This is a genomic window from Vibrio sp. SCSIO 43097, from assembly GCF_023650755.1.
Taxonomy (GTDB): domain Bacteria; phylum Pseudomonadota; class Gammaproteobacteria; order Enterobacterales; family Vibrionaceae; genus Vibrio; species Vibrio alginolyticus.
Map to the genome: position 1 here is coordinate 996,636 of NZ_CP071841.1, position 25,190 is coordinate 1,021,825.

The window sequence follows — 25,190 nt, forward strand, 5'->3', positions numbered from 1 at the left end:
CAACCAAACATTTTAGACCCATAGAAAGCACTATTATTTACTACAAGTGGCAATAGTGGGTAAAATGCCCAAAATTGCGCACTAACTGGATAAAACATGGCAAAACTTACCCTTCAAGAACAAATGCTGAAAGCTGGCTTAGTTAATGAAAAGAAACTAAAGAAAGCGAAGAAAGGCTCTAAAAAATCACGCGTTCAAGCACGCGAAGTAAAAGCGGCGGTTGAAGAGAATAAACGCCAACAGTTAGAGCGTGATAAACAATTGAGCGAGCAGCAAAATGCTGAGCGATTAAACAAAGAGATCAAAGCGCAGATCAATCAATTGATTGAGATGAACAAGATCGACTTAAAAGATGGCGACATCAAATACAACTTCACTCACGGTACGCTAGTGAAATCTCTTTATGTAGATTCACTTATCCGCGAGCAGTTGATCAAAGGTATTTTGGCAATCGCAATTGTTGGTGAAAGCTATGTTGTCATTCCACGTGGAGTAGCGAATAAAATTGCTCAACGTGATGAGTCCGTCATCATCGAACAAAAAGAAGCAGAATCTGACATTCCAGCAGAAGACGATCCATACGCAGATTTCGTCGTGCCTGACGATTTGATGTGGTAACAATAAATTAATCGATGCATCAACGAAAAGAGCCGCTGATGTAACATCAGCGGCTTTTTATAGAAAAATAATCTACAGAGATGATGTGTTGTTATTGCTTACTTAGTAGCAAATTCGCACCTGATGCGGCTAAAAACAACGAACATCCGCGATTGAAACGTTTCGCCATTTTTGGATTTGAAAACCAGTGTCTCAAGTACAAACCAAAGATGGCATAAATTGAAATGGCGACCATTTCTAATATCAAAAACGTCGAGCCAAGGGCAAAAAACTGCTCTTGAACGTTGGCACTGGCATCAACAAATTGCGGCAAGAATGCAGTAAAAATAAGAATCGCTTTCGGGTTGCCAGCAGCAAGCGTAAATTCTTGCTTCGCAAGTCCTGCGTAGTTGCGCGAATTGTCTAAGTCAGAGATCGGGCTGGACTCTGAGCGCCAAAGGTTAAACGCAATCCACAGTAGATACAGCGCCCCTACCAGCTTTATTGCCAAAAATAGCATTTCTGACGTATACAAAATCACAGCCAGACCTGATGCAGACAACGCAATCATCGCTGAAAAAGCAGCAATTCTACCTAAACTGGCCGTAAACGCGGCCCTAAAGCCGTAACAACGAGCATTATTCATTGCCAATAAATTGTTTGGGCCTGGAGCCATATTTAGAGCAAAGCAAGCAGGAATAAAAAGGAGAAGCTGCCAAATATCCATAATAAAATGGTCTTAGTGAGTGATTTTGATCGGTACCCTAACATCTGTTAATAAAGTGAGTAAACCACAAACCGATCTTAAAGCAACTCAGCATCAAATCGTGCCGTGCGAGCTTGAACTAACGTGCAGTTCGTTTCAGCCATCAGCTCCGCTAAGGTGATGTTTGGGTTTTGTCTCACCAAACGTATCAACTTCACGTCCAAAGGTTCCAATTTGTCTTGGTGAGCAAGTAGAGCTTGTTCGATTTTGTTGATCGCAAATCGCATCGTCTCTGCTTCTTCGTTTTTGAGATGCTCTAAAAACGCTTTTACATCCAAAGCCTCGCCCGAGATTTGCCAGTGACGAGATCGTCTAATTCGCTTAAGATCGCACTGTTTTTCTGCTGCGAGTGTTTTCGCTCGCTTGGCATGGTCGCCCCCAATACGGTGAATCAAGGATGGGAGCGAAATCGTAATCTTCGTCTCTTTCATGGCCTTTTCTTTCATCGTCTTAGCCCTCAACCACCGACACATTCTCGCCAACCCAAGCCAACAACTGTTTTGCCGCTTTGGATAACACCTGATTTTGACGCACGATGTAGCCGAAATCAGTGTTTGGAAAACTTGGCAAAGGCGTAACTTCACGAGAAAGCTTTAATCTCGGATCGAGCGAGAAATCCGGCACAATAGCAGTCCCAAACCCCGCTTCCGCCCAGTCGATTTGTGCTTCTACACTGCCCACTTCCATCACGCGATGCTTAGGCAGATTTAGCTCAGGTAAAGACGCATCAATCAGCTCTCGGGTTCGAGTATCGTGCCCTAGCAGGATTAGCGTCTGGCTCTCTTTTCGATTGTCTTGCCACTCAAAAATGTTATCGCCAAACGCACACCAGTGAATTTGCGTGAGAGGCGTGAAATGCAGCGGTTGACTCTCTTTTTGTGCGATAACAAAGCCGATATCGGCACGCGCACTTTTCACCAAATCCACCGCTTGAGAAGATGTGGTGTTGAACAATGCCAAGTCGATCCCCGGATATTCACTTTTGAATTGCTGAAATGGTTTGATAAGCAGTAAACGTGAAACAATATCGCTCGCCGCAATAGAAAGCGTCCCCTGCGTAAGATCGTTGATGGCATTGAGATCTGACTGACAAATTTGCAGCTCATTGAGCATCCGCTGCGCCGTAGCTAACAAACGCTTCCCCGCTTGCGTCAACTGCACGGGATTTCGCTCAATCAATTTCGTGCGCGTGGCTTGCTCCAACTGCTTGATATGCAAACTTACGTTCGGCTGCGTCATGTGCAGTTCCGTCGCTGTTTTACCAAAGTGTTTTACCTCTGCAAGAGTGACGAAGGTTCGCAGCCAGTTCAAATCTAACATTGCCAATTCCGATATGAGATTCTTATCAAGTTAATGAGTATAATTAATTTCTCTTATTATGGCGAACGTCTTAAGATTTTTGCATCTGTTTTTGGAGATTAAATTATGTCGTCTATCGTTGTTGTGGGTGCAAACTGGGGTGATGAAGGCAAAGGCCGCATCGTTGACTTTTTGGCAGAGCAAGCTTCTGCGAGCATTCGTTTCCAAGGTGGTAACAACGCGGGTCACACCGTGGTTAACGATCTAGGTACGTTTAAGCTGCACCAGCTACCAAGTGGCGTATTCAACCCAGACTGTTTGGCAGTGTTAGGTCCGGGTATGGTCATCAGCCCTGCGTTGCTGTCTCAGGAGATTGCGGAAGTTGAAGAAGCGGGCGTAAAAGTGAATATGTGCATCTCTGATCGCGCAACACTGTGTCTACCTCTACACGCACTAGAAGATACGCTAGAAGAACAACGTTTAGGCGACAAAGCATACGGTTCAACTCGTCAAGGTATTGCACCTGCGTATGGTGACCGCGTAATGAAGAAAGGCATCCTAGTTGGTTGGTTGAAGCAACCAGAAGTATTGGTTGAACGCCTTCAATTCATGATGGATTGGAAACTGCCGCAACTGCGTGCACTTTACCCGACGTTCGAGTTTGAACAAACCGCTGAAGAACTGGCGAACTGGCTGCTAGAAGTCTCTGCACCTTGGCGCGATTCAATTTGCAACGTAACGCTTCCTCTAAAAGAACTACAAGCGAAAGACAAAACTCTATTGTTCGAAGCGCAGCTTGGCGCGGGTCGTGACCTTGTTTACGGTGAGTACCCTTGGACAACATCTTCTAACGTTGTATCAATGTACGCGGGTATCGGTAGTGGCCTTCCGGCACTTCGTCCTGAACGCGTTATTGCGGTTGCAAAAGCATTCAGCTCATCAGTAGGTACTGGTACGTTGATCACTGCAATGGAAGAGCAAGACGCTTTCCGCGAACTTGCTGGCGAGTTCGGTGCAACTACGGGTCGTCCACGCGACATGGGCTACTTCGACGCAGTCGCTACGAAGAATGGCGTTGAACTGCAAGCCGCAACTGAAATTGCACTAACGAAAGTAGACTGTTTGACTGGCCTTAACGATCTGAAAATCTGTGTTGGCTACGAAGGCGACCACAGCAAAAACCCAATCTGGCCTCAAACTGCCTCTCTTGCGCCAATCTACGAGAAGATGGAAAGCTGGAGCGAGGACATCACAGGTTGTCGTAAGTTTGAAGAGCTTCCAGTAGCAGCACAGAAATACGTTCTACGCATTGAGGAACTCATGGGCGTACCAGTAAAAATGGTGTCTGTGGGTCCTGGTCGTGAACAAATGATTATGCGATAAGATGTGAATTAACACATCATTGGCAAGCGGCTTTTATCTGTTCCGGGGTAAAGCCGCTTTTTTTTACACTGTAAACTTTGGAAAATTGCACGGCTGAATTCATGTTTAATAACCTCATCACGAGACTCCTACCTCCTTTATTTATAAATCAATAAATTATAGGACTTAACACGTTGTGCACGTTACTAGCACATCTCACTTGTTAAAGAAGCACGTCAATTAGGTTAACTGGTTGATTTGATATTCTTTAAGTGATTAGTTGATCACGATCTTCATCTGCAATTTGTTGAACTAGTACTCAAAAAATCTAACCCGCTGTTTTTAGGATAGATGAGTTCCCCAACATCCAACCTAACAGCAGGTGATTCCCATGACGAAAAATCTTTTCCGCCTCAGTACGATAACCCTTGGTTTGTGCCTTAGTTCTTTGTCTTTCGCGCAATCCGATCTTCCGAACATTAAAATTCTTGCCACTGGCGGCACCATAGCAGGCGCAGGTCAATCTGCAACAGAATCAAACTACACAGCAGGTAAAGTCGGCGTTGAATCATTGATTTCTGCGGTGCCGAGTATGACCAAGATTGCCGATATTTCTGGAGAGCAAGTGGTCAGTATCGGTTCACAAGATATGAATGATGAAGTGTGGCTAAAATTATCGAAAAGAGTTAATGAGCTACTCGCTCAAGATGATGTTGACGGCATCGTCATTACTCATGGTACGGATACGTTAGAGGAAACCGCTTACTTCCTTGATCTGACCGTCAAGAGCAAAAAGCCTGTCGTGATCGTCGGTGCAATGCGTCCTTCCACCGCAATGAGTGCTGATGGACCAGTCAACTTATACAATGCAGTCGTAACAGCCACCGATGAAGATTCAGAAGGACGTGGCGTGCTAGTCGCAATGAATGACACGATTTTCGATGCGCGAGATGTGACAAAAACCAATACAACCTCCGTCAGCACTTTCCAGTCACCCAACTTTGGTGCTATCGGCTACATTCATAATAGCGATGCCAAATATCAACGAAGCCCAGAGCGTAAACATACGACAGAAACCCCATTCGATGTATCAAAGCTTACTAAGTTGCCTAAGGTCGGTATTGTTTATAACTATGCAAATGCCTCCAATTTGCCAGTGAAAGCCTTTGTGGATGCGAAGTTTGACGGCATCGTAAGTGCTGGTGTCGGTAATGGTAACTTGTACCACACTGTGTTTGATGAGCTAGAGAAAGCGAGTAAAGATGGCGTTGTTGTTGTAAGAAGCTCCCGAACGCCTAGCGGCTCAACCACTTTGGATGCTGAAATTGATGACGAAAAATATGGCTTTGTTGCCGCTGGTACATTGAACCCGCAAAAAGCACGTATCTTACTGATGCTGTCACTGACTCAGACCAAAAACTATCAAGACATCCAAAAGATGTTCCAATACTATTAATTCTGTCTAAGGTTCATTTGATAGAGGAGGTACACACCTTACCTCCTCTTACACATAGCGACATGAGCGTCTCTTGTTAGCCAAACAAGCGACGCTTCATTCCTGCTTTTTCCAGAATACGCGTAGTAATTTCCTCAACAGACAGAGAGGACGTATTGATATATGGGATCGCCTCTCTTCTAAACAACGCCTCAACAGTGTCTAGCTCCAGCTTGCACTGCTCTGTGCTAGCGTAATCACTTCCAGACAAACGATTCTCACGGATTTCAGTCAAGCGCTCGGGATCAATAGTCAGCCCAAACAACTTATGACGATGGATCTCAAACTCAGGTAACAAACGCATCATCTTCACATCTTCCGCAATAAACGGATAGTTCACAACACGTAAACCAAATTGCATCGCCATATACAAGCTAGTCGGCGTTTTTCCACTGCGCGACACGCCAAGTAAGATGATATCAGCTTGCTCCAACCCTTTTAGCGTAATGCCATCATCATGCGCCAATGTATATTCAATGGCCGCAATACGGTCGAAATAGGTATCGGAATCTTTCCCCACGCTGCGAGAACGCTGCAACTTAGGCTTTGGTGCCATCTGAATGTCGTCTTGCACTTTCTGCACAATGCTTTCCAAAACATCGTAACTGTATGCCGGCGCTTCAAGCAGCATTTCACGTACTTCTGGAACGACAATTGAGAAAAAGACCAGAGGTTTGACGCCATTGCGCTGGTAGGAAGTTTCAATTTCTTTGACTACGTCAGTAGCTTTGTCCTGGCTTTCTACAAACGGAAAGGTTTTTTCGTTAGGAATGAACGGAAATTGACCGAGAACAACATGCCCTAATGTCTCACATGTTATCGCCGTACCGTCAGAAACATAGAACACATCACGACTTTGGTTATTTATTTGCATTTCTGTTTAATTTTTCAAAATCTTTTGAGTAGGATGGTACACATAATATTAATAAATCAGTTTGGCTTTCAGTTAGGTTCACCACAGCTTTAAAAATTCTTTTGAATTTTTTTCAGCCAGAACGTAATCGTTTGCCTTTGATATCAATCTAAATGAAGCAATGTATGGTCAACGTGTAATAACAGCCAACATGCGATTGTTTAGATCGATTTAAGTCCCCCTACTAAGCTGCAATGTTTCTGGAGAAAGACATGCAAAAGAACACCCTCTGGTTCAATGGCCTATCCATGGATGATGTCGACAAAGTCGGCGGTAAGAATGCTTCACTTGGCGAAATGGTTTCTAACCTCGCAAACGCAGGCGTTTCTGTACCAAATGGTTTTGCGACAACCTCATACGCGTTTAACCAATTCCTTGACCACGAAGGTTTGGATGAGCGTATTCACCAATTACTCGATGAACTAGACGTTGAAGATGTAGAAGCTCTGCGTAAGACAGGTGCAAACATTCGTCAATGGGTATTAGAGGCTCCTTTCCCTGCGGACCTTGAACAAGAAATTCGTGAAAACTACCAAGAACTGATCGAAGGCAATCCTGAGCTTTCAGTCGCAGTTCGTTCATCTGCTACGGCAGAAGACCTACCTGATGCTTCTTTTGCTGGTCAGCAAGAAACGTTTTTGAACGTGAAAGGCATCGACGCAGTACTAGAAGCAACTAAGCACGTTTACGCTTCTCTATTTAACGACCGTGCGATTTCTTACCGCGTTCACCAAGGGTTCGACCACCGTGGCATTTCGCTATCTGCGGGTATCCAACGTATGGTGCGTTCAGATAAAGCCTCGTCGGGTGTTATGTTTACACTAGACACTGAATCGGGTTTCGACCAAGTTGTCTTCATCACCTCTTCATGGGGTCTAGGCGAGATGGTCGTTCAAGGTGCAGTAAACCCTGACGAGTTCTACGTTCACAAGCCAATGCTTGAAGCAGGCGAACACCCAATCGTTAAGAAAACATTTGGTTCTAAGTTGATCAAAATGATCTACTCAGATAACCAAGAAATCGGCAAACAAGTTGATATCGTTGATACTTCTGATGAAGAACGCAACACGTTCTCATTGAACGACGACGAGATCAAAGAGCTCGCAAAACAAGCAATGATCATCGAAAAGCACTATCAGCGTCCAATGGACATTGAATGGGCAAAAGATGGCATTGATGGCAAGCTGTACATTGTTCAAGCGCGTCCTGAAACCGTATGTTCACAAACGGAACAAAACGTGATTGAGCGCTACGAGCTACAAAACAAAGCAGATGTTTTGGTTGAAGGTCGTGCAATCGGTCAGCGCATCGGTAAAGGCGTGGTTCGCTTGGTTGACTCTCTGGACCAAATGTCTTTAGTCCAAGAAGGTGACGTGCTAGTTACAGACATGACTGACCCAGATTGGGAACCAGTGATGAAAAAAGCATCTGCAATCGTAACCAACCGTGGTGGCCGTACTTGCCACGCTGCCATCATCGCTCGTGAGCTTGGTATTCCTGCAATCGTTGGCTGTGGCGATGCGACAAGCAAGTTAACCGATGGTGCAACCGTGACCGTATCTTGTTCAGAAGGTGAAACGGGCTACGTTTACCAAGGTGAACTTGAGTTTGATGTAAAACGCTCTTCTGTTGATGAACTGCCGCTGCTACCAACAAAAGTCATGATGAACGTGGGTAACCCTGATCGCGCGTTTGACTTCGCACAAATTCCAAATGAAGGTGTTGGTCTTGCGCGTCTTGAATTCATCATCAATAAGATGATTGGTATCCATCCGAAAGCATTACTTAACTTTGATGCACAAAGCGATGAGCTAAAAGCAGAAATCACTCAGCGTATTCGTGGTTACAAAGATCCTATCGATTTCTACGTAAGCAAACTGACAGAAGGTATCGCAACCATTGCTGCGGCATTTTGGCCGAAACGCGTTATTGTTCGTATGTCTGACTTTAAGTCTAACGAATACAGCAACTTGGTTGGCGGTAAAGCCTACGAACCGCATGAAGAAAACCCAATGCTTGGCTTCCGTGGCGCGTCTCGTTACATTTCTCCAGTGTTTGAAGACTGCTTCGAGCTAGAAACTCAAGCAATCAAACGCGTTCGTAACGAAATGGGTCTGAAAAACGTTGAAATCATGATCCCATTTGTGCGTACACCAAGCGAAGCAGCATCAGTGATTGATTTGCTAGCGAAGTTTGATCTGCGCCGTGGCGATCAGGGTCTTAAAGTCATCATGATGTGCGAACTGCCATCCAACGCGGTCCTTGCCGATGAGTTCTTGAAGTACTTTGATGGCTTCTCGATTGGCTCAAACGACATGACTCAGCTAACGCTTGGACTTGATCGTGACTCTGGCGATGTTGCACATCTATTTGATGAGCGCAACCCAGCGGTTAAGGTGATGCTTCAGATGGCGATTGATGCGGCAACAAAAGCAGGCAAATACGTTGGTATTTGTGGTCAAGGCCCATCAGACCACGACGACTTAGCGGAATGGCTAATGGATCAAGGTATTAGCTCTGTATCACTAAACCCAGATACGGTTATCGATACTTGGTTAAAACTCGGTAAAGTTAGCAGCAAGTAACACACGATAAACTCTAGCCCTCACACTCCACTTGTGAGGGCTTTGTTATTCACACGTCATTTCACAATCAGTTCGTGATTCCTCTCTCAAGTTCGTCATTTAGTCAATTTCATTATCAAAGTCTGATGACCTAAAATGAATGGTATATCGATAACTCCAGAGAGAATTTGATGAAAAAGCCTATCGCACTCCTTACTACATTGATGCTCCTGGCATCCCCTGCTTATGCCGATTGGGATGAAATTTCCAATAAAATGTCTGAGCTTGGCGACGCAGTTTCTGATACTGCACAAGATGCTTGGGACGACACCAAAGCGTTTTCAAAACAAGCGTGGCAAGATTTCACGAACTGGTCCGAGGAAGCGATCAATACCGCAGGCGAATGGACAGAAGCCAGCATCGAGAAAAGCAAAGAATGGATAGATGCTGCCGACAAAAAAATTGATGAGCTGATGGAAGGCGATACGCCAGAAGAAGCTCGCCAAGCCGTGGACTTAATGGCAGATAGCGCTTTGCTCAAGTTATTTAATGAAAAGCCGGAGGCAAAAGCTATTTACGACAACGCGTACGGCTACGCGGTCTTTGATTCTCGTAAATTATCTTTGCTGTTTCACACCAACTCAGGGTCAGGAGTCGCAGTGAATAAGGAAACAGAAGAACGCACTTATATGAATATGTTTGGTTTGGGCGTTGCACTTGGGGCTGGCGGCAAATTTTACCAACAAGTGGTTCTGTTTGAGAGCAAAGAAGACTTTGATACGTTCGTCAACGAAGGATGGGAGGCCACAAGTGAAGCCTCTGCTGTTGCGGGCGAAGATTCAGAGCAACTTTCAAAACAATTTAACAGCGGCGTCGCCGTCTATCAGTTGAACGCTAAAGGTTTGCTCATCGATGCTAACGTGTCTGGTTCTAAATATTGGGTTAACGAAGAGCTCACTAACTCGCAGTAATGCATAGCAACTAATCGCTTAAATAAAACCGTTGTTATGCACCCTTATCAATAAGTTAACGGGGATATGATTCCTCAAAACTGAGCACTTACGCAACTTTCTCTATGGAAGTCACCAGAAGATGGCGACTTCCCTTTCTCGTTGGATTGCTTTTGGTTATGCTTGCGCAAAACCACCTGCAATTCGGTATCCCATGCCTGACAATAACTTTAATAATCTGCTAGCAGAAGCAATTTCTGCTCTTAACACGCCTAACTTTACTCCTAAACTTATGCGTGTCATTCGCACTCTTTTTCATTTTGATTGCGCAGTTATTTTAGGTTACCGAGAAGGTAAACATCCTATTTATCTCTACGACTCAATTGAGAACGAGCGAGAGTTACTTTTTCAACGCTACCTTACTGACTCATTTCAAAATGACCCTTTTTTTCTCAAACTAAACGAGACAAAGCAACAAGGCGTATTTACGCTCAAAGACGTGGCGCGTAAAGGCGTTGACTTCACCTCATACTGCGAGCAGTTCTATCATCAAACAGGGTGGAAAGACGAACTTAGCATGCTAGTCGAAGTTGAATCTGGCCGTTGGGTCATGCTGTACTTCGGATATATGACTGATGGAAAATACTTTTCTCAGCAACAAATCAATAAGCTAAAGCCCTATTTCCCGATAATTCAGTCGCTTTGTCAGCAGCATTGGAAACAAACGGAATTTACCTTTTCTGAGCCTGTTTTTGCACAGAGTGCTTATTCTGGCAGTATGCGATTAGCCATTGAGCAAGCTTTAGCAACGTTTGGCGTAGAATCACTCACCCGTCGCGAACAAGAGGTGGCTTCGCTTCTCGCTCAAGGGTTTGACACCAAAGAAATTGCCGCGCGGTTACACTTAGTTCAAGGCACGGTCAAAAATCATCGAAAGCGAATTTACTCGCAATTAAATGTGTCTTCATTGAGTGAGTTATTCCAGCTTTTCCTCAATCACCTCATTCTCCATTCAAGATAAAAAACTGTCCCTTAAGGGATATATCGAGAAAAGGTGTCGCGTTTTAGTCTGAATGTAACAACCACTAAAACAGACAAAAAGAATGACGACACCATTACTGCAAGATTTACAAGATCGCGGCTTGATTGCACAAGCCAGCGATTTGGAAGAAATTCAGACACTTCTCTCACAGCCACAAACCGTTTACTGCGGCTTCGATCCTACAGCTGGCAGCTTACATATCGGCCACCTCGTGCCTTTGATTATGCTTAAGCGCTTTCAAGATGCCGGACACCAAGCTGTTGCCTTGATTGGCGGTGCAACGGGCATGATTGGCGACCCAAGCTTTAAAGCGACTGAGCGCAGTCTGAACTCAGAGGAAATCGTCTCAGGCTGGGTTAACGATCTTTCTAATCAAATTCAGCAGTTGATGAATCACCAACTGGCCAAGCCGATGATCATGGTAAACAACGCTGACTGGATGAAAGCGATCAATGTGATCGACTTCTTCCGCGATGTGGGTAAGCACTTCTCAATCAATACTATGGTCAACCGAGAATCGGTAAAACAACGCCTGCAACGACCTGACCAAGGTATCTCCTTCACCGAATTTAGCTACGCCCTACTGCAATCGTACGATTTTGCCGAGCTAAACCGTCGATACGGTTGCCGTTTGCAAATCGGTGGCAATGACCAATGGGGAAACATCGTCAGCGGGATCGATTTAACTCGCCGTCAAAATGGTGAGCAAGTATTTGGCTTAACTCTGCCGCTGATCACCAAATCCGATGGTACCAAATTTGGCAAAACCGAAGGCGGTGCAGTATGGCTAGATCCTAGCAAAACCTCTCCTTACGCGTTCTACCAGTTCTGGCTTGGCACAGAAGACGCCGACGTTTACCACTTCTTGCGTTACTACACATTCTTGAGCTGCGAAGAAATTGCCAGCATTGAAGCGCAAGACCAAGCAAGCCAAGGTAAGCCACAAGCACAACGTATTCTCGCTGAAGAAATGACGCGATTTGTTCATGGCGAAGAAGGCCTAGCCAGTGCCGAGCGTATCACTCAAGCTTTATTCAGCGGTAATGTGCAACAACTGAGTTTGGGTGAATTAAAACAGTTGGAGTTGGATGGTTTACCAAGCATTGAGAGCACACAACAAGATTTGGTTGAGCTGTTGATTGAGTCGGGCTTAGCAAGTTCGAAGCGTGTTGCACGCGAACACATCAGCAACAACGCCATCAGTGTAAACGGTGAAAAAGTGGCGGCTGATAACCCGAGTTTAAGCTTCCCACTGTTTGATCAATATTGGTTACTGCAACGCGGTAAAAAGCACTTCTGCCTCGTAAAGCGTGCCGCGTAGCAACACTCGCAATACAAAACCTATAAAAAAATTCCCCTCACCACTTTCGTGATGAGGGGAATCCAAATTTGAACGATTTTAAGCCTAACAATAGGCAAAGACGTTGCTTATTGCGTTCTTAAACGTTGCCAGTACTTTTCGTAAATCGCTAACGTTTCTGCGCCAACATCATTAATAAACTCGCCTTTTTTCAAGTCTTCTGATGAAGGGAAAATAGTACGGTTGTTTTTCAACTCTTCTGGCAATTTGTCACGCCCAGCGTTCGTTGCCGACGCATAACCCAAACTGGTCACGATTTCCGCTTGGTTCTCTGATTGGTACATGAAGTTAATAAATTTATGCGCCAATGCTTTGTTTTTACTGCCAGACGGAATAGTGAAGTTGTCCATCCACAATACCGCGCCCTCTTCCGGCATCACGAACTTCAGCTCAGGCATTTCAACCTGTCCTTGGAATGCGTTGCCGTTCCATTGCATGCCGACCGATGTTTCACCGGACACGTAAGGGACTTGCGGCGCATCTGAGTTGTACAGTAATACGTTGTTTTTCAGCGCGACTAGAGAATCAAAAGCCTGCTCGATTTCTGCTTCGTCTTTTGTGTTCACGCTATGGCCATTTTTCTTCAGCGCCATACCGAACACATCGCGAACGTCATCAATCAGCATGACTTGTTGTTCGTATTGAGACTCCCATAAGTCTGCCCATTTGGTCACTGGTTGCTCAACCATGGATTCGTTGTAGCTGATCCCGGTAATGCCCCAAATATAAGGCAGCGAGTAATCATTTTTAGGATCGTGCGCTTGGCCAAGTAAACCGTCCATTGTGTCTTGCATGTTTGGCACTTGAGCGTGATCTATTTTCGAAAGCAGCCCTTCTCGCCCCATTTTTTCAATGAAGTACGCAGAAGCAAAAACCACATCGTAGCCAGAACCTTTTAGCAATTTTAGCTTGGTGTACATTGATTCATTATTCTCAAAAGTCGAATAATTAATCGTAATGCCTTCTTGTTTTTCAAACGCTTTTAACGATGCTTCCGGCAAATAGCCACCCCATGCATAAACGTTCAACGTTTTGCTATCTGCATGAGCAAACATGCTGAGCACAAGAGCACTCAGCCCCAATCCTTTGATGATTAATTTCATGGTATGCAATCCAACCAGTCCAGCGACGCGCTGGGATTCGGGTGCATAATTAGGTAATTGTTACCCAATTGAAAGAAAATTTAATTAATCTTTAACAGCAAAAATATTTATCGAATTTATAAAATTAACGCATGTTTTTAATAGCGACTGTGCATACCAAAATGATGAGACATTCCATCTTCCATTCGGCCACCTTTCCAGCCACCAGAACCGAGTAAATTAAGCACATCTTGAGCGGTATAATCGACACCAGCGAAGAAGTCATGCGCCACGTCTGAGCGTATTGCTTGCAACTCTGGTTGGTTTTCCAAATCAAGATCTTGCGGATCCGCATATAATGCCAACGCAATTTTTTGTTGGCACGCGCTTAACTCGCTGGTGCTCGTCTTTACCTGACCAACCGAAAAGTAGTCACGACTGCCGTATCCCACCACCAATCTGGTACTCATTAGTTTAATCACTTTCTTAATGCGGCGACGTTGTATAAATCTCAACATGTTTTGTTATTCCTGTATTAAGTTGGCTATGTCGTATTCTTTTGTTCGAATTAAAACACTCTGTTTTATCCGCGAAATTTCTCTAGCGCTTTTCGCGATGATCGGTTGTATAATACGATTCTGAAATATTTTGTTACGTTACCTCGGTAACCCCTGAGACTGCAACATGAACAACAGCAGATGGGTCGGCTTTATAGGCGGCACGATTGTCTTACTTAGTACCTTTATCCTCTTCGGATCTTCCGTCCACGCTGCTTGGTACCGAATCCCTGCGGAAGCCATTCATGGTATCGCCTTCACTTTGGCTTTTGGTTTAGGGTTAAACAGCCTGCTGGCGTACGCGACGGCAGTGATTACTCTTGCTGCACTATTCTACATTGGCTTTGTCGTTAGCTATCGGGTCCATCAGAAACTTAAATAGTCTTCTGTCTCCACCTGAGCTTAATAACGGATACTTGATAACTAAAAAGGGAGCAAACGCTCCCTTTTTAGTTATCAGCATGTAGATGTTCTATGCCCGCTTTAATCATTAAGGTGGCATACCCTCGACGACTGCTGCATACCTGAAACATCATCACCTAAATACTCAACCGTCATTGGAACCTTGGCCAACAGAGTAAAACTAGAGTCACTGAACCTTCCATCAGCATCACTCTCCAAATGAACAAAAAACGCAGGCTTATCCGCAATCAATGTAATTTTCCTCCCTTCAATAGAGACACCTATATTGGCTTTCGCTATCGGCAAGGTTTTTAGCTCGTGAGTACTAAACCATGTGTTGCTTATTCTGTCTTCACCGATTTGCGCTTCAACATAGAAGAAGCCTGACGTAAGTTCGTCCTTCTCGATCGATTCATCCAATTGCCACAAAATCGTATTGCTGTCTGCTATGACTGTTTGTTCTAAGCTCCAACATTGCTTTTCTTCCCCTTGCCAATCTACCCACTTAAGCAGTGCGTTGACGCTTGCGGACTCTTTGGCATCATTGAGCAAATGTAGGCTCAACTTGCCTGTATGCTCGGAAAATACCAAATACTGTGGCGCAAAAAATCGCTTCGCATGGTAGTGCAACTGCTTCCATCGACCACTGTATTCCAAACTAGACCAAGAACTGACAGGCCAATTGTCGTTGAGTTGCCAGTACAGCATGCCGCGACAAACTGGAGAAATGGCACGCCAATGATCGCATGCAGTTTTGATCGCGATTGCCTGCTGAACTTGACTTAAATACAGCATGCTCTCGAATCCAGAGGGAAAACGAAAATAGCGCGTGAACATCTCTGTGATAATACTATTACCTCGAGGGTTCTTCTGATGTTGTTCGAAAGTTGGGGATGTAATATTCCAGTCTTGCTCAGGGACAAACCGCTTAACTTCAGCAAAAGATGGCCAAGATTGAAAACCAAACTCAGAGCAAAAACGAGGATTCACGTCAAGGTAGGCACTGAATGATTTTCCTGAATGCCAAACGTCCCAAAAGTGCATATCGCCTTTACTATCATCATGCCACGCATCACCGAAATCCAGTTCACCATTACATGGGGAACTTGGCCAGAAACGGCGAGTGCTATCTTGCTCGGTAACCTCCTTCTCAATCATGCGGTTGAGGCGATCGTAGTTAACCGTGTATTTGACTTTGCTGCGCTTAGATTCGTCATACCAACCAATAGCTCCAATCACTTCATTGTCACCACACCAAAGTGCGATTGATGGGTGCTTCTTAAGCCTCGGGATTTGGAATCTAAGTTCTTCTTCTACGTCTTTTAAAAACTCGTCGTTTGATGGGTACAACGAGCAGGCGAACATCATGTCTTGCCACACCAACAAGCCAAGTTCATCACAAAGGTTATAAAAGGTTTCACTCTCGTACTGACCACCGCCCCATACGCGAATCATGTTCATGTTGGCGTCAACCGCACTTTGCAAAAGGTTGCGATAACGTGTTTCGTACTCTCGCCCCGGCATTGCGTCAATAGGGATCCAGTTGGCACCTTTAGCATTAATCGGTACGCCATTGACGATAAATTCCATTGCAGAGCCGTGCTCATCAGCTTGGTTATTTAGGGTTAACTGACGCAAACCAATGTTGTGCGTTAACTTTTGCTCTCTGCAAGAAATGGTAATGGGATAGAGATACGCTTCGCCATAACCCGATGGCCACCAGCGTTGAGGCTCCAAAATGTGGAACTGGCAATGATAGTGACCACTTCCTTTTGTTTGAATACATTGACGCTCACCATTAAATTCAACAATCATTTCATGGCGTTGACTGTCCGTTTCCACTTCAACTACTACATCAAGAAACACACTCCCATCGGCTTGCCATTGCTGCTCTGTCGAGAAGCCTTTGAGCCAAAGCTCATTCACAATGTCGATTTGAATGGGGTCGTAAATACCCGATACCATCAAGCAAATGCCCCAGTCCCATCCGGAATGGCATTGTGTTTTGCGGATCAAGTTCATGTGTGGAATTTGGTTGTTGCCCATTGCCGATGGAATAGGAAATGGCAGTTTTTTTGCTCTTGCGATACCTTCTAAATCCAGCCGAGCAAACTCAACCCGAATCGTGTTAGTACCTTGCTTTAAATGCGGTTTAATATCCACACGTTGCTGGGTAAACATGTTGCTGCAAGTTAGTGCTAACTCACCATTAACATAGAAGGTTGCCAAGGTATCTACACGAGTTAGCGTCATCCAAATTTGCTTGGCAGACAACGTAAACGCGTCGACTTCAAACTCACGTGAGATATGCCACTCACACTCTTCAATCCATCGAACTTTGTTTTCATTATCGGCAAAATAAGGATCTGGAATCTGCTCTGCTTGTAAAAGCGCCGACACATTATCGCCCGGAATAAACATTGGAATTTCAAGATTGGGACGCTGTGGCGAGGTAAGCATCCACTGCCCGTTAAGTTCGAAGTGAGTCATCGAGTTAAACCTTAGCTTGGGAAAAACATATTTTCTCAATGTAATCCTGATAATCCCATGCAAAAACAAGGGAAATGTTAATTACATACGAAATGCGGTGCATTTCACGTAAAAACTCTTTCTTTTGATCTCTACCCAAAAATCAGCAACTTGGCTAACCTGTTAAAAATTAATCGAAATCTAAGGTTATATTTGCAACTTCGACATGTTAACATCATCGGCTTTTTGAACATCCTCACACTTTTCGTTGAAACGATGTGAGGGGAAATGCACGGCTTCATAGCCCTAAAAAGCGAAGTAATTATGTCAAATATGACGAATGCCGCCTCCCACACAGCGCCTATTCAGGATGCTGACTATTCTGCTATTCATCCCCCATCTTTACTCAAGCGCCTCGAACTCACCAATCCTGTCTTTTGGTTAAGTGGTAGCTTCCTCACTCTATTCGTTTTACTTGCTCTAACGAATACCGACTCTCTAACCGCAATGGTTAACACCGGCTTCGGCTTTGCTACTAAATATTTCGGAGCTTACTGGCAAGTACTGCTTCTTCTGAATTTCCTAATTGGTTTGGCTCTTGCGTTTGGTCGCACTGGTTATGTGCGCCTAGGTGGTCTAGCGAAACCTGATATTGATAACTTTAAGTGGTTGTCAATCGTACTCTGTACTCTACTTGCAGGTGGTGGTGTGTTCTGGGCCGCAGCTGAGCCTATCGCGCACTTTGTGACTGCTCCGCCTCTATACGGGGAAGCCTCACCGAAAACTGCCGCAATCAATGCCCTATCTCAGTCTTTTATGCACTGGGGCTTCTTAGCTTGGGCGATCCTTGGTGGTCTATCTTCCATTGTCTTAATGCACTTGCATTACGATAAAGGCCTGCCTCTTAAGCCGCGTACTCTGCTTTACCCTGTTTTTGGTGATAAAGCCATTAAAGGCTGGATTGGTGATGTTGCTGACGCATGTAGCATCATTGCAGTAGCAGCAGGAACCATCGGTCCTATCGGCTTCTTAGGTTTACAAATTAGCTACGCGCTAAATTCATTGTTTGGCCTGCCAGATACGTTCGTAACGCAAAGTATGGTTATTATGGCGGCGATCCTGATGTATACCCTTTCCGCACTGAGCGGTTTGAGCAAGGGTATTCAAATCGTCAGTCGTTACAACATCATTTTGTCTGTACTATTAATTGGTTACATCCTGTTCTTCGGGCCGACAAGCTTTATCGTTGATGGCTACGTGCAAGGCGTTGGTCGTATGGTGGATAACTTCTTCCCTATGGCACTTTACCGTGGTGATACAGGCTGGCTAAGTTGGTGGACAGTATTCTTCTGGGGTTGGTTTATCGGTTATGGCCCAATGATGGCGATCTTTATTGCTCGTATCTCTCGTGGTCGTACAATTCGCCAATTAATCATGTCTATTAGCATCGCGGCACCGCTGATTACTTGCTTCTGGTTTAGTATCGTTGGTGGCAGTGGCCTTGCGTTTGAACTTGATAACCCTGGTTTGATTTCATCTGCGTTTGAAGGCTTTAACTTGCCTGCAGCACTGCTAGCGATTACTGGTGAATTACCTTACCCAATGATCATTTCGGTTCTGTTCCTGATCTTAACGACAACATTTATCGTGACGACGGGTGACTCGATGACTTACACAATCAGTGTAGTGATGACGGGCTCAACAGAACCAAACGCAGTGATTCGCTCGTTCTGGGGTCTGATTATGGGTATTGTCGCTATTGCGCTTATCTCAATGGGCTCTGGTGGTATTTCTGCATTGCAGTCTTTCATTGTAATTACTGCCGTGCCTGTGTCTTTCATTTTGCTGCCAAGCATTTGGAAAGCACCCGGCATTGCAAGCAGAATGGCAAAAGAGCAAGGCCTCGTTTAAACCGCCTCTCTAACCAATATGCGAAAAAGAGCCCTTCATTGGGCTCTTTTTAATTCTGCGCTTTATCCTACGCTATCAATGCGAATCATCACTGCATCTGGACGCCAATATTCGAATTCGCAGTCCATTAAATGCCCATCTTGTTTGTAGTTTACCCGCCGAATTTTCAGAACGGGTTGTCCTTCAGCTAGGTTCAACGCCTTAGCGACATGAGCAGGAGCTGACGTGGGAATCACATCAAAACGAGAGCGCTTTGTCTCGTAACCATACTTCTCACGATAAATGCCCGTCAGGGACATGGTGAGGTTCTCAGACAATATCCCCTCAAACAGTGCCGCTTTGAGCACGTTCTCAACAAACAATACCGCTCGCCCATCAATAAAACGTAACCGTTCAATTACATAAATTGGGGTAATTCGCTCCACCTCTAACGATTTGGCATACTCACCTGCGGCCATTTCACTTCGCACGTTGAGTAACTTAGTTTCTGCAATACGATGCTGCTCTCGAATCATTTGATGGAAGTGAGAACGAGACAACGGGTTGTAACAGATACGCTCAGGAGATACATACCAACCCCGGCGCTCTTCTCGATAAATAAGACCTTCCGTTTCTAAAGACACCAACGCATCTTTGATAGTGATTCGAGTCGTAGAAAACAGCTCACTGAGCTCTCTCTCTGACGGCAGTTTTTGTCCTTCCGACATGATGCCGGAAAGAATCTGCTGTTTTAAGCTGCTTCTAATTTTTCCTAATTGGGTACCAAATTGTCCGGTGCCTGTCGCTCTCATTCTGATCTAGTCCAACGATAATTTGACGAATAACATAAGGCGTTTACGTAACAAAAATATGACATTAATCAACAGAACACATACTGAACGTATGAAATATAAGTGCCATATAAAATCAGCAAAACTGTCAAATTACTTGCGCTAAATCGTCACATTCCATCCATAGCATACAAAGCGAACTTACTGACCTAGTCCAGAAGGATGGAGACAATGAAAACTTTGCTAAGTCGTTCAATTACCGCACCAGCGGCAATCATTGCGGTAACGCTCGCTACGCCAACAGTAGCGAAAGAAGCCGATATTGAATCTTTGGTAGCAGCAGCACAAAAAGAAGGGGCGGTTTACAGTGTGGGTATGCCTGACAGTTGGGCAAACTGGAAAGACACTTGGGCTGATTTAAAGTCAAATTACAACCTTAAGCACCAAGACACGGATATGAGCTCGGCTCAAGAAATCGCAAAATTCGAAGCTGAGAAGAAAAACGCGACCGCAGACATTGGTGACGTAGGCTTTGCCTTTGCACGTGTAGCGGTAAAAAAAGGCGTCACTCAGCCATATAAACCAACAACTTGGAATGACATCCCAGATTGGGCAAAAGACGAAGATGGTCATTGGGCACTTGCCTACACTGGCACTATTTCTTTTATCTCCAACAATAACCTCGTAAAAGACGCGCCAAAAACGTGGGATGACCTATTAAAAGGCGACTACAAAGTGACCGTAGGTGACGTAGGCGTAGCAGCACAGGCAAACAACGCGGTTCTCGCCGCAGCGTTCGCCAACGGTGGGGACGAATCCAACCTCAAGCCTGCGCTCAAATTCTTTTCTGAACTCGCGAAGCAAGGTCGTCTTTCATTTACCGATCCGAACATCGCCAACCTAGAAAAAGGCGAAGTTGAAGTGGCGATCATGTGGGACTTCAATGCATTGAACTACCGCGACAAAATTGACCGCGACCGCTTTACAGTGAGCATTCCTCAAGATGGCTCTGTGATTTCTGGTTATACAACCATAATCAATAAATACGCGAAGAACCCTAATGCAGCAAAGCTTGCTCGTGAATACATCTTCAGCGATCAAGGGCAAATCAACTTAGCAGAAGGTTATGCGCGTCCAATCCGCACCAACATCACACTGCCTCAAGCAGTGCAAGACAAGCTAATTGCTAATGACCAATACAGCAATGTTCACCCAGTGACTGACTTCTCAGCTTGGGAAAAGTCCGCACGTAAGCTGCCACGTCAATGGCAAGAAAGTGTCTTAATCCACCAGCAATAAGAGTAAGTCGTTATGAGCAATAAGGTCATCCTTGTTGTTCTAGATGGACTGAACTATCAGGTAGCCCGTGATTGCATGGGCTACCTCAATGGTCTTCTAGAACAAAGTCGTTCCCAACAAGAAACTCGCGCAACGCTTTATCCTGTGCAGTGTGAGCTGCCCTCTATGTCTCGCCCACTTTATGAGTGCATTTTAACGGGCGTTCGCCCTGTAGAAAGCGGCATCGTAAACAACAATATCGTTCGTCTATCCAAACACGATTCCATTTTCAGTTTGGCAAAAGCCCAAGGAAAAGTGACCGCTGCGGCTGCCTACCACTGGGTAAGTGAGCTTTATAATCGCGCGCCATTTGAACCTGTTCGCGATCGTTTCACGCATGATGAAACCCTGAATATCCAGCACGGCTGCTTTTACCATTGGGATCATTATCCTGATGAAGCCTTGTTCCTGGACGCAGAGTATTTACGCCGCAACTATCAACCTGATTTCTTACTGATCCATCCGATGAATATCGACGATACAGGACATAAGTTTGGCCTAGACTCTCGCCAATACCGCAATTGTGCGCGAGGTGCAGACATTATTCTTTCCAACTACATCGATCAATGGCTTGCTGATGGGTATCAAATCATTGTGACAAGCGATCATGGCATGAACAACGATCTTTCTCACGGTGGGATTTTACCTGAAGAGCGAGAAGTTCCCCTGTTTGTCATTGGTGATAAGTTTACCCATCAAGATTGTCATATTAAGCAAACTGATATTTGTGGCACCGTTTGTCAATTGCTAAACCTTGACCACACGAAGCCATACACTCAGGAATTGTTAGCACTATGAGCAGTTCAGTCCTCTCCCCAAGCTCTAGCGAATCACGTTCAAATTTGGCAAGTACTTGGTTAAAGCGCTTTAAGCCAGCCGTTTGGTTGGCGCCTTTCGCACTGTTTTTCTACCGATTTCAACTCGCACCGATGATTTGGGTGCTGTTAAACAGCTTTATCTACGATGGCGAGTTTGCCTTCGATAACTACATTGAAGTGCTCGACTCCACCTTTATGATGCAGGCGTTTGGCAACAGTTTGTGGTTAGCTATATGGTCGAGCATTTTTGGCTTAGCCATTGCGACTCTGTTGGTCTCTTCTCTGCGCAGAATCGATTCTAAAGTCCGCGATGGTGTGATTGCGTTTACGAACATGAGCAGCAACTTTGCAGGCGTACCTCTGTCATTCGCTTTTATCATTATTTTGGGCACCAATGGGGCGATTACCCTTTTGCTCAAGCAGTATGGCTTACTCGGTGATTTCGACCTTTATGGTAAATGGGGTCTGCTGGTCATTTACATCTACTTTCAAATCCCGCTGGCGGTGTTGTTGCTCTACCCTGCGTTCGACGCGTTGAGTGATGATTGGCAAGCTGCTGCTGCGCTACTGGGAGCCAAAACATCACAGTATTGGGCGAAAATCGCGCTGCCAGTGCTCTCACCAGCCTTATTCGGTACCTTTATTATCTTAATAGCCAACGCAATTGGCGCTTATGCGAGTGTTTATGCGCTGACCTCCGGTAACTATAACGTCATCACAATTCGAATTGCGAGTCTGGTATCGGGAGACCTGTTCCTTGAACCTAATCTCGCCGCTGCAATTTCGGTGATTCTAATGGCGTTACTTGCCTTTATCACAGTGATTAACCAATGGCTCATTTCGAAAAGCTATGCAGGTAGGAAGTAGTCATGAACAACGTTAATACTCGATTCCATAAAACGGTGGTTTATTCCATTGTTGGGATCATGCTCATCCCGATTTTAGCGACCTTTGTCTATTCGCTTTCATCACGCTGGGGCGCCACGGTGCTTCCAGATGGTTTCACTTTTGATTGGTACGTTAAATTGCTGACCGACCCACGCTTTTTGCAAGCGTTTGGGCGTTCGCTGTTTATTTGTATTGCTTCGCTAACCCTCAGTGTGATTCTAGTTCTGCCAGCGATATTCGTGGTGTTTTACTACTTTCCGAAGCTCGATAAGCTCATGAACGTATTGATTTTGCTACCATTCGCTGTACCACCAGTGGTGTCCTCCGTCGGCTTGCTTCAACTTTATGCTGACAGTGAAATCTCCCTTATCGGTACTCCTTGGATTCTAGTAGGTACTTACTTCACCATAGCGTTACCGTTCATGTATCGTGCGATTTCTAATAGCTTCGAAGCAATTAACCTTAACGATTTAATGGACGCTGCACACTTGCTAGGAGCAAGCACAACCAAAGCGTTTTTGATGGTCATTTTACCTAACCTCAAAAAAGGACTGATGGCATCGCTTTTCCTTTCATTTTCATTTCTATTGGGAGAGTTTGTGTTCGCCAATATTTTAGTCGGCACACGTTATGAAACCCTGCAAATCTACTTGTATAACATGCGTCAGACGAGCGGCCACTTTACGTCTGCCTTAGTGATGACCTACTTCCTATTTATTTTTTTACTGACTTGGTTGGCAAGTCGTTTCAGCCGAGGAGTCAAACAATGAGCTACGTAACAGCGAAAAATCTGACTAAATGTTTTGGTGATAACACCGTATTTGAGGACATTCACTTTAACATCGAGCAAGGTGAATTCATTACGCTTTTGGGCCCTAGCGGTTGTGGTAAATCGACACTACTTCGCAGCCTTGCTGGGCTTAACCCTGTCGATGGAGGCGAGATTTGGGTAAACGGAGAAGATATCACGCATCAAGTCCCGCAAGAGCGTGGTATTGGGATGGTCTTTCAATCGTATGCGCTGTTTCCCAATATGACCGTCGAAGGCAACATTGCATTTGGCTTAAAAATGAAAAAGCTTGCGAATGATGATATTCGACGTGAAGTGGCTAAAGTCATCAAGCTGGTGGATCTGGCAGGTAAAGAAAAACACTATCCGCATCAACTTTCTGGCGGTCAGCGCCAGCGTGTCGCACTCGCTCGAGCGTTGGTGGTGAAACCTCGCATATTATTGCTTGATGAGCCACTTTCTGCGCTTGATGCCAAAATACGCAAACACCTTCGTCAGCAAATCCGAGACATTCAGAAAGAGATGAATCTCACCACTATCTTCGTAACTCATGACCAAGAAGAGGCGATGATTATGTCTGATCGTATCTTCCTAATGAGTAAAGGGGAAATTGTTCAAGCAGGAACACCTGAAGAAATTTATACTCATCCTGCTAACGAGTTTGTGGCCGGTTTCATGGGGCACTACAACCTTGTAGAGGCCAATAAAGCCAAGCAACTCTTCAACATTGATACCGAATGGAAAGTAGCGATTCGCCCAGAGTCTATATATGTAAAAGAGCAAGGTCGTCAATATGATAGCCACATCTCAGCGCCACAAGTAGGTACGATCACCAACCACCAGCTTCTAGGTAATGTTATTCGCTATCAAGTGAACGTTGAAGAGTGTGAGCTCACTGTTGACTTGCTTAACCGCTCTTCAGAACGCTTACTAGCGAATGGCAGCCAACTAGAGCTACTCTTTAACCTAAACGAAATTCAACCAGTGAGAGCCTAAACATGTCCAAACCTTTGTATGTTTTTGATATGGATGAAACCCTAATAAACGCTGACTGCGCAATGATTTGGAACGAGTTTATGGTTGATAGAGGCATCGCGACTGATCCTTTATTTATTATGGAAGATCAGCGTCTAATGGCCTTGTACTCTGAAGGCAAAATGGACATGGAAGATTACCTAGCGTTCTCCATGAAGCCACTAGAAAACATGCCGATTGAAGAAGTAAACGCCTTGGTTGAAGAATGTGTTGAAAGCCATATTCTGGCTAAACAGTTTCCTCAAGCCAAAACCCTGATTGAGCAACTGTCTCGTGATGGTATAGATATGGTTATCATCTCTGCCAGCGTCACTTTTTTGGTGGAAGCCGTTGGTCGCCGTCTTAATATTCCAACCGCACTCGGAATTGATTTAATCGAGAAAAACAACCGTTATACTGCTGAAATCGACGGTATTCCGAGTTATCGTGAAGGCAAAGTCACGCGATTAAAACAGTGGCTAGAAAATCAGCCTGAGCCTTATTCCGAAATCCATTTCTATACCGATTCAATCAACGATTTACCGCTTTGTGAATACGCGAACTACGCTTATCTGGTAAATCCATGCCCACAACTAAAAGAACACGCCAACAGACCGAATTGGAGTGTGTTAAGTTGGGGGTGATCTAGCCTCAAAAGGCCGTTCTTCCTAAGTAAATACTTTTCTATTTGTTCAAAGAGCAGTTCTTTCTGCTCTTTTTTACTTCTCTTCATCACAAATTAATCACTTGATTAAATACTGATTAATTTTTCACATGTCGCATGAGAAATCAGCGTCTTATAA

General features: G+C 44.8%; 23 protein-coding genes. 15 read left to right on the forward strand and 8 right to left on the reverse strand.

Annotation, left to right across the window (positions count from 1 at the left end; genetic code table 11):
• Positions 1-96: 96 nt before the first annotated feature.
• A complete protein-coding gene (locus J4N40_RS20785; RefSeq protein ID WP_053307193.1) occupies positions 97-618 on the forward strand; it encodes a DUF2058 domain-containing protein in 522 nt (173 codons plus the stop codon).
• A gap of 91 nt (positions 619-709) precedes the next feature.
• On the opposite strand, the gene J4N40_RS20790 is transcribed toward J4N40_RS20785, so the two are convergent.
• From J4N40_RS20790 to J4N40_RS20800, 3 genes are all read right to left on the reverse strand, one after another.
• Positions 710-1,324, reverse strand: coding sequence for a LysE family translocator (locus tag J4N40_RS20790; protein WP_031781094.1), 615 nt, complete (start codon positions 1,322-1,324; stop codon positions 710-712).
• A gap of 77 nt (positions 1,325-1,401) precedes the next feature.
• Positions 1,402-1,794 carry a ribosome recycling factor family protein gene (locus tag J4N40_RS20795; RefSeq protein ID WP_017819813.1) on the reverse strand — a complete coding sequence of 131 codons (393 nt, stop codon included), beginning with the start codon at positions 1,792-1,794 and terminating at the stop codon, positions 1,402-1,404.
• A gap of 19 nt (positions 1,795-1,813) precedes the next feature.
• Positions 1,814-2,683, reverse strand: coding sequence for a LysR family transcriptional regulator (locus J4N40_RS20800; RefSeq protein WP_005373812.1), 870 nt, complete (start codon positions 2,681-2,683; stop codon positions 1,814-1,816).
• A gap of 105 nt (positions 2,684-2,788) precedes the next feature.
• Between J4N40_RS20800 and J4N40_RS20805 the strand changes: the two genes are divergently transcribed.
• Both J4N40_RS20805 and ansB read left to right on the forward strand, forming a co-directional pair.
• Positions 2,789-4,045: an adenylosuccinate synthase gene (locus tag J4N40_RS20805; protein ID WP_005387066.1), complete on the forward strand. Its 1,257-nt coding sequence runs from the start codon at positions 2,789-2,791 to the stop codon at positions 4,043-4,045.
• Positions 4,046-4,415: 370 nt separating this feature from the next.
• On the forward strand, positions 4,416-5,480 hold the full coding sequence (gene ansB, locus J4N40_RS20810; RefSeq protein ID WP_115386508.1) for an L-asparaginase 2: 1,065 nt from the start codon (positions 4,416-4,418) through the stop codon (positions 5,478-5,480).
• 76 nt (positions 5,481-5,556) lie between these two features.
• On the opposite strand, the gene ppsR is transcribed toward ansB, so the two are convergent.
• On the reverse strand, positions 5,557-6,393 hold the full coding sequence (gene ppsR / locus J4N40_RS20815) for a posphoenolpyruvate synthetase regulatory kinase/phosphorylase PpsR (RefSeq protein WP_005373820.1): 837 nt from the start codon (positions 6,391-6,393) through the stop codon (positions 5,557-5,559).
• 251 nt (positions 6,394-6,644) lie between these two features.
• Between ppsR and ppsA the strand changes: the two genes are divergently transcribed.
• The 4 genes from ppsA (at position 6,645) to tyrS (ending at position 12,309) form a co-directional block, all read left to right on the forward strand.
• Positions 6,645-9,017, forward strand: coding sequence for a phosphoenolpyruvate synthase (gene ppsA / locus J4N40_RS20820; protein ID WP_005373822.1), 2,373 nt, complete (start codon positions 6,645-6,647; stop codon positions 9,015-9,017).
• 170 nt (positions 9,018-9,187) lie between these two features.
• Positions 9,188-9,967, forward strand: coding sequence for a lipid-binding SYLF domain-containing protein (locus J4N40_RS20825; protein WP_005373824.1), 780 nt, complete (start codon positions 9,188-9,190; stop codon positions 9,965-9,967).
• 193 nt (positions 9,968-10,160) lie between these two features.
• Complete coding sequence (locus tag J4N40_RS20830; RefSeq protein ID WP_021707696.1) at positions 10,161-10,967, forward strand: response regulator transcription factor; 807 nt, start codon at positions 10,161-10,163, stop codon at positions 10,965-10,967.
• A gap of 82 nt (positions 10,968-11,049) precedes the next feature.
• Entirely contained in the window at positions 11,050-12,309 is a 1,260-nt protein-coding gene (gene tyrS / locus J4N40_RS20835; RefSeq protein WP_171342639.1) for a tyrosine--tRNA ligase, read from the forward strand.
• 107 nt (positions 12,310-12,416) lie between these two features.
• Here tyrS and J4N40_RS20840 read toward each other — a convergent pair whose 3' ends face one another.
• Together J4N40_RS20840 and J4N40_RS20845 are read right to left on the reverse strand one after the other, a co-directional pair.
• The gene (locus J4N40_RS20840) at positions 12,417-13,451 is read right to left on the reverse strand and encodes an ABC transporter substrate-binding protein (protein WP_054730624.1); all 1,035 of its coding nucleotides are present in this window, start codon (positions 13,449-13,451) and stop codon (positions 12,417-12,419) included.
• Between the two features lie 137 nt (positions 13,452-13,588).
• A complete protein-coding gene (locus J4N40_RS20845; protein ID WP_054865478.1) occupies positions 13,589-13,948 on the reverse strand; it encodes a DUF6559 family protein in 360 nt (119 codons plus the stop codon).
• Positions 13,949-14,114: 166 nt separating this feature from the next.
• On the opposite strand from J4N40_RS20845, the gene J4N40_RS20850 reads away from it, so the two are divergent.
• Positions 14,115-14,369 (forward strand): hypothetical protein, encoded by a 255-nt coding sequence (locus J4N40_RS20850; RefSeq protein WP_005387084.1) that lies wholly within the window; start codon positions 14,115-14,117, stop codon positions 14,367-14,369.
• A 101-nt stretch (positions 14,370-14,470) separates the two neighbouring features.
• Here J4N40_RS20850 and J4N40_RS20855 read toward each other — a convergent pair whose 3' ends face one another.
• The gene (locus tag J4N40_RS20855) at positions 14,471-16,879 is read right to left on the reverse strand and encodes a beta-mannosidase (RefSeq protein WP_250654489.1); all 2,409 of its coding nucleotides are present in this window, start codon (positions 16,877-16,879) and stop codon (positions 14,471-14,473) included.
• Positions 16,880-17,182: 303 nt separating this feature from the next.
• Here J4N40_RS20855 and J4N40_RS20860 point away from each other — a divergent pair, with 303 nt between their 5' ends.
• Complete coding sequence (locus J4N40_RS20860) at positions 17,183-18,769, forward strand: BCCT family transporter (RefSeq protein WP_005373846.1); 1,587 nt, start codon at positions 17,183-17,185, stop codon at positions 18,767-18,769.
• A 62-nt stretch (positions 18,770-18,831) separates the two neighbouring features.
• Here the strand turns inward: J4N40_RS20860 and J4N40_RS20865 are convergent, their stop codons facing one another.
• Complete coding sequence (locus J4N40_RS20865; RefSeq protein ID WP_005387087.1) at positions 18,832-19,560, reverse strand: UTRA domain-containing protein; 729 nt, start codon at positions 19,558-19,560, stop codon at positions 18,832-18,834.
• 210 nt (positions 19,561-19,770) lie between these two features.
• On the opposite strand from J4N40_RS20865, the gene J4N40_RS20870 reads away from it, so the two are divergent.
• From J4N40_RS20870 to J4N40_RS20895, 6 genes are read left to right on the forward strand one after another with little or no spacing between them, the layout of a single operon-like run.
• Entirely contained in the window at positions 19,771-20,838 is a 1,068-nt protein-coding gene (locus J4N40_RS20870; RefSeq protein ID WP_005373851.1) for an ABC transporter substrate-binding protein, read from the forward strand.
• 12 nt (positions 20,839-20,850) lie between these two features.
• The gene (locus J4N40_RS20875) at positions 20,851-21,675 is read left to right on the forward strand and encodes an alkaline phosphatase family protein (protein ID WP_005373854.1); all 825 of its coding nucleotides are present in this window, start codon (positions 20,851-20,853) and stop codon (positions 21,673-21,675) included.
• Complete coding sequence (locus J4N40_RS20880) at positions 21,672-22,562, forward strand: ABC transporter permease (protein ID WP_171342641.1); 891 nt, start codon at positions 21,672-21,674, stop codon at positions 22,560-22,562. Before J4N40_RS20875 ends, J4N40_RS20880 begins: the two co-directional genes overlap by 4 nt.
• 2 nt (positions 22,563-22,564) lie before the next feature.
• Entirely contained in the window at positions 22,565-23,353 is a 789-nt protein-coding gene (locus tag J4N40_RS20885) for an ABC transporter permease (protein ID WP_025767984.1), read from the forward strand.
• Entirely contained in the window at positions 23,350-24,369 is a 1,020-nt protein-coding gene (locus J4N40_RS20890; RefSeq protein ID WP_085569185.1) for an ABC transporter ATP-binding protein, read from the forward strand. Before J4N40_RS20885 ends, J4N40_RS20890 begins: the two co-directional genes overlap by 4 nt.
• Positions 24,370-24,371: 2 nt before the next feature.
• Positions 24,372-25,031, forward strand: coding sequence for an HAD family hydrolase (locus J4N40_RS20895; RefSeq protein ID WP_005373864.1), 660 nt, complete (start codon positions 24,372-24,374; stop codon positions 25,029-25,031).
• Positions 25,032-25,190 lie beyond the last annotated feature (159 nt).

Excerpts from the sequence above, each read along its gene's own strand:
- J4N40_RS20785 (WP_053307193.1), top strand. The coding sequence starts at position 97 with ATGGCAAAACTTACCCTTCAAGAACAAATGCTGAAAGCTGGCTTAGTT.
- J4N40_RS20790 (WP_031781094.1), bottom strand. The coding sequence starts at position 1,324 with ATGGATATTTGGCAGCTTCTCCTTTTTATTCCTGCTTGCTTTGCTCTA.
- J4N40_RS20795 (WP_017819813.1), bottom strand. The coding sequence starts at position 1,794 with ATGAAAGAGACGAAGATTACGATTTCGCTCCCATCCTTGATTCACCGT.
- J4N40_RS20800 (WP_005373812.1), bottom strand. The coding sequence starts at position 2,683 with ATGTTAGATTTGAACTGGCTGCGAACCTTCGTCACTCTTGCAGAGGTA.
- J4N40_RS20805 (WP_005387066.1), top strand. The coding sequence starts at position 2,789 with ATGTCGTCTATCGTTGTTGTGGGTGCAAACTGGGGTGATGAAGGCAAA.
- ansB (WP_115386508.1), top strand. The coding sequence starts at position 4,416 with ATGACGAAAAATCTTTTCCGCCTCAGTACGATAACCCTTGGTTTGTGC.
- ppsR (WP_005373820.1), bottom strand. The coding sequence starts at position 6,393 with ATGCAAATAAATAACCAAAGTCGTGATGTGTTCTATGTTTCTGACGGT.
- ppsA (WP_005373822.1), top strand. The coding sequence starts at position 6,645 with ATGCAAAAGAACACCCTCTGGTTCAATGGCCTATCCATGGATGATGTC.
- J4N40_RS20825 (WP_005373824.1), top strand. The coding sequence starts at position 9,188 with ATGAAAAAGCCTATCGCACTCCTTACTACATTGATGCTCCTGGCATCC.
- J4N40_RS20830 (WP_021707696.1), top strand. The coding sequence starts at position 10,161 with ATGCCTGACAATAACTTTAATAATCTGCTAGCAGAAGCAATTTCTGCT.
- tyrS (WP_171342639.1), top strand. The coding sequence starts at position 11,050 with ATGACGACACCATTACTGCAAGATTTACAAGATCGCGGCTTGATTGCA.
- J4N40_RS20840 (WP_054730624.1), bottom strand. The coding sequence starts at position 13,451 with ATGAAATTAATCATCAAAGGATTGGGGCTGAGTGCTCTTGTGCTCAGC.
- J4N40_RS20845 (WP_054865478.1), bottom strand. The coding sequence starts at position 13,948 with ATGTTGAGATTTATACAACGTCGCCGCATTAAGAAAGTGATTAAACTA.
- J4N40_RS20850 (WP_005387084.1), top strand. The coding sequence starts at position 14,115 with ATGAACAACAGCAGATGGGTCGGCTTTATAGGCGGCACGATTGTCTTA.
- J4N40_RS20855 (WP_250654489.1), bottom strand. The coding sequence starts at position 16,879 with ATGACTCACTTCGAACTTAACGGGCAGTGGATGCTTACCTCGCCACAG.
- J4N40_RS20860 (WP_005373846.1), top strand. The coding sequence starts at position 17,183 with ATGTCAAATATGACGAATGCCGCCTCCCACACAGCGCCTATTCAGGAT.
- J4N40_RS20865 (WP_005387087.1), bottom strand. The coding sequence starts at position 19,560 with ATGAGAGCGACAGGCACCGGACAATTTGGTACCCAATTAGGAAAAATT.
- J4N40_RS20870 (WP_005373851.1), top strand. The coding sequence starts at position 19,771 with ATGAAAACTTTGCTAAGTCGTTCAATTACCGCACCAGCGGCAATCATT.
- J4N40_RS20875 (WP_005373854.1), top strand. The coding sequence starts at position 20,851 with ATGAGCAATAAGGTCATCCTTGTTGTTCTAGATGGACTGAACTATCAG.
- J4N40_RS20880 (WP_171342641.1), top strand. The coding sequence starts at position 21,672 with ATGAGCAGTTCAGTCCTCTCCCCAAGCTCTAGCGAATCACGTTCAAAT.
- J4N40_RS20885 (WP_025767984.1), top strand. The coding sequence starts at position 22,565 with ATGAACAACGTTAATACTCGATTCCATAAAACGGTGGTTTATTCCATT.
- J4N40_RS20890 (WP_085569185.1), top strand. The coding sequence starts at position 23,350 with ATGAGCTACGTAACAGCGAAAAATCTGACTAAATGTTTTGGTGATAAC.
- J4N40_RS20895 (WP_005373864.1), top strand. The coding sequence starts at position 24,372 with ATGTCCAAACCTTTGTATGTTTTTGATATGGATGAAACCCTAATAAAC.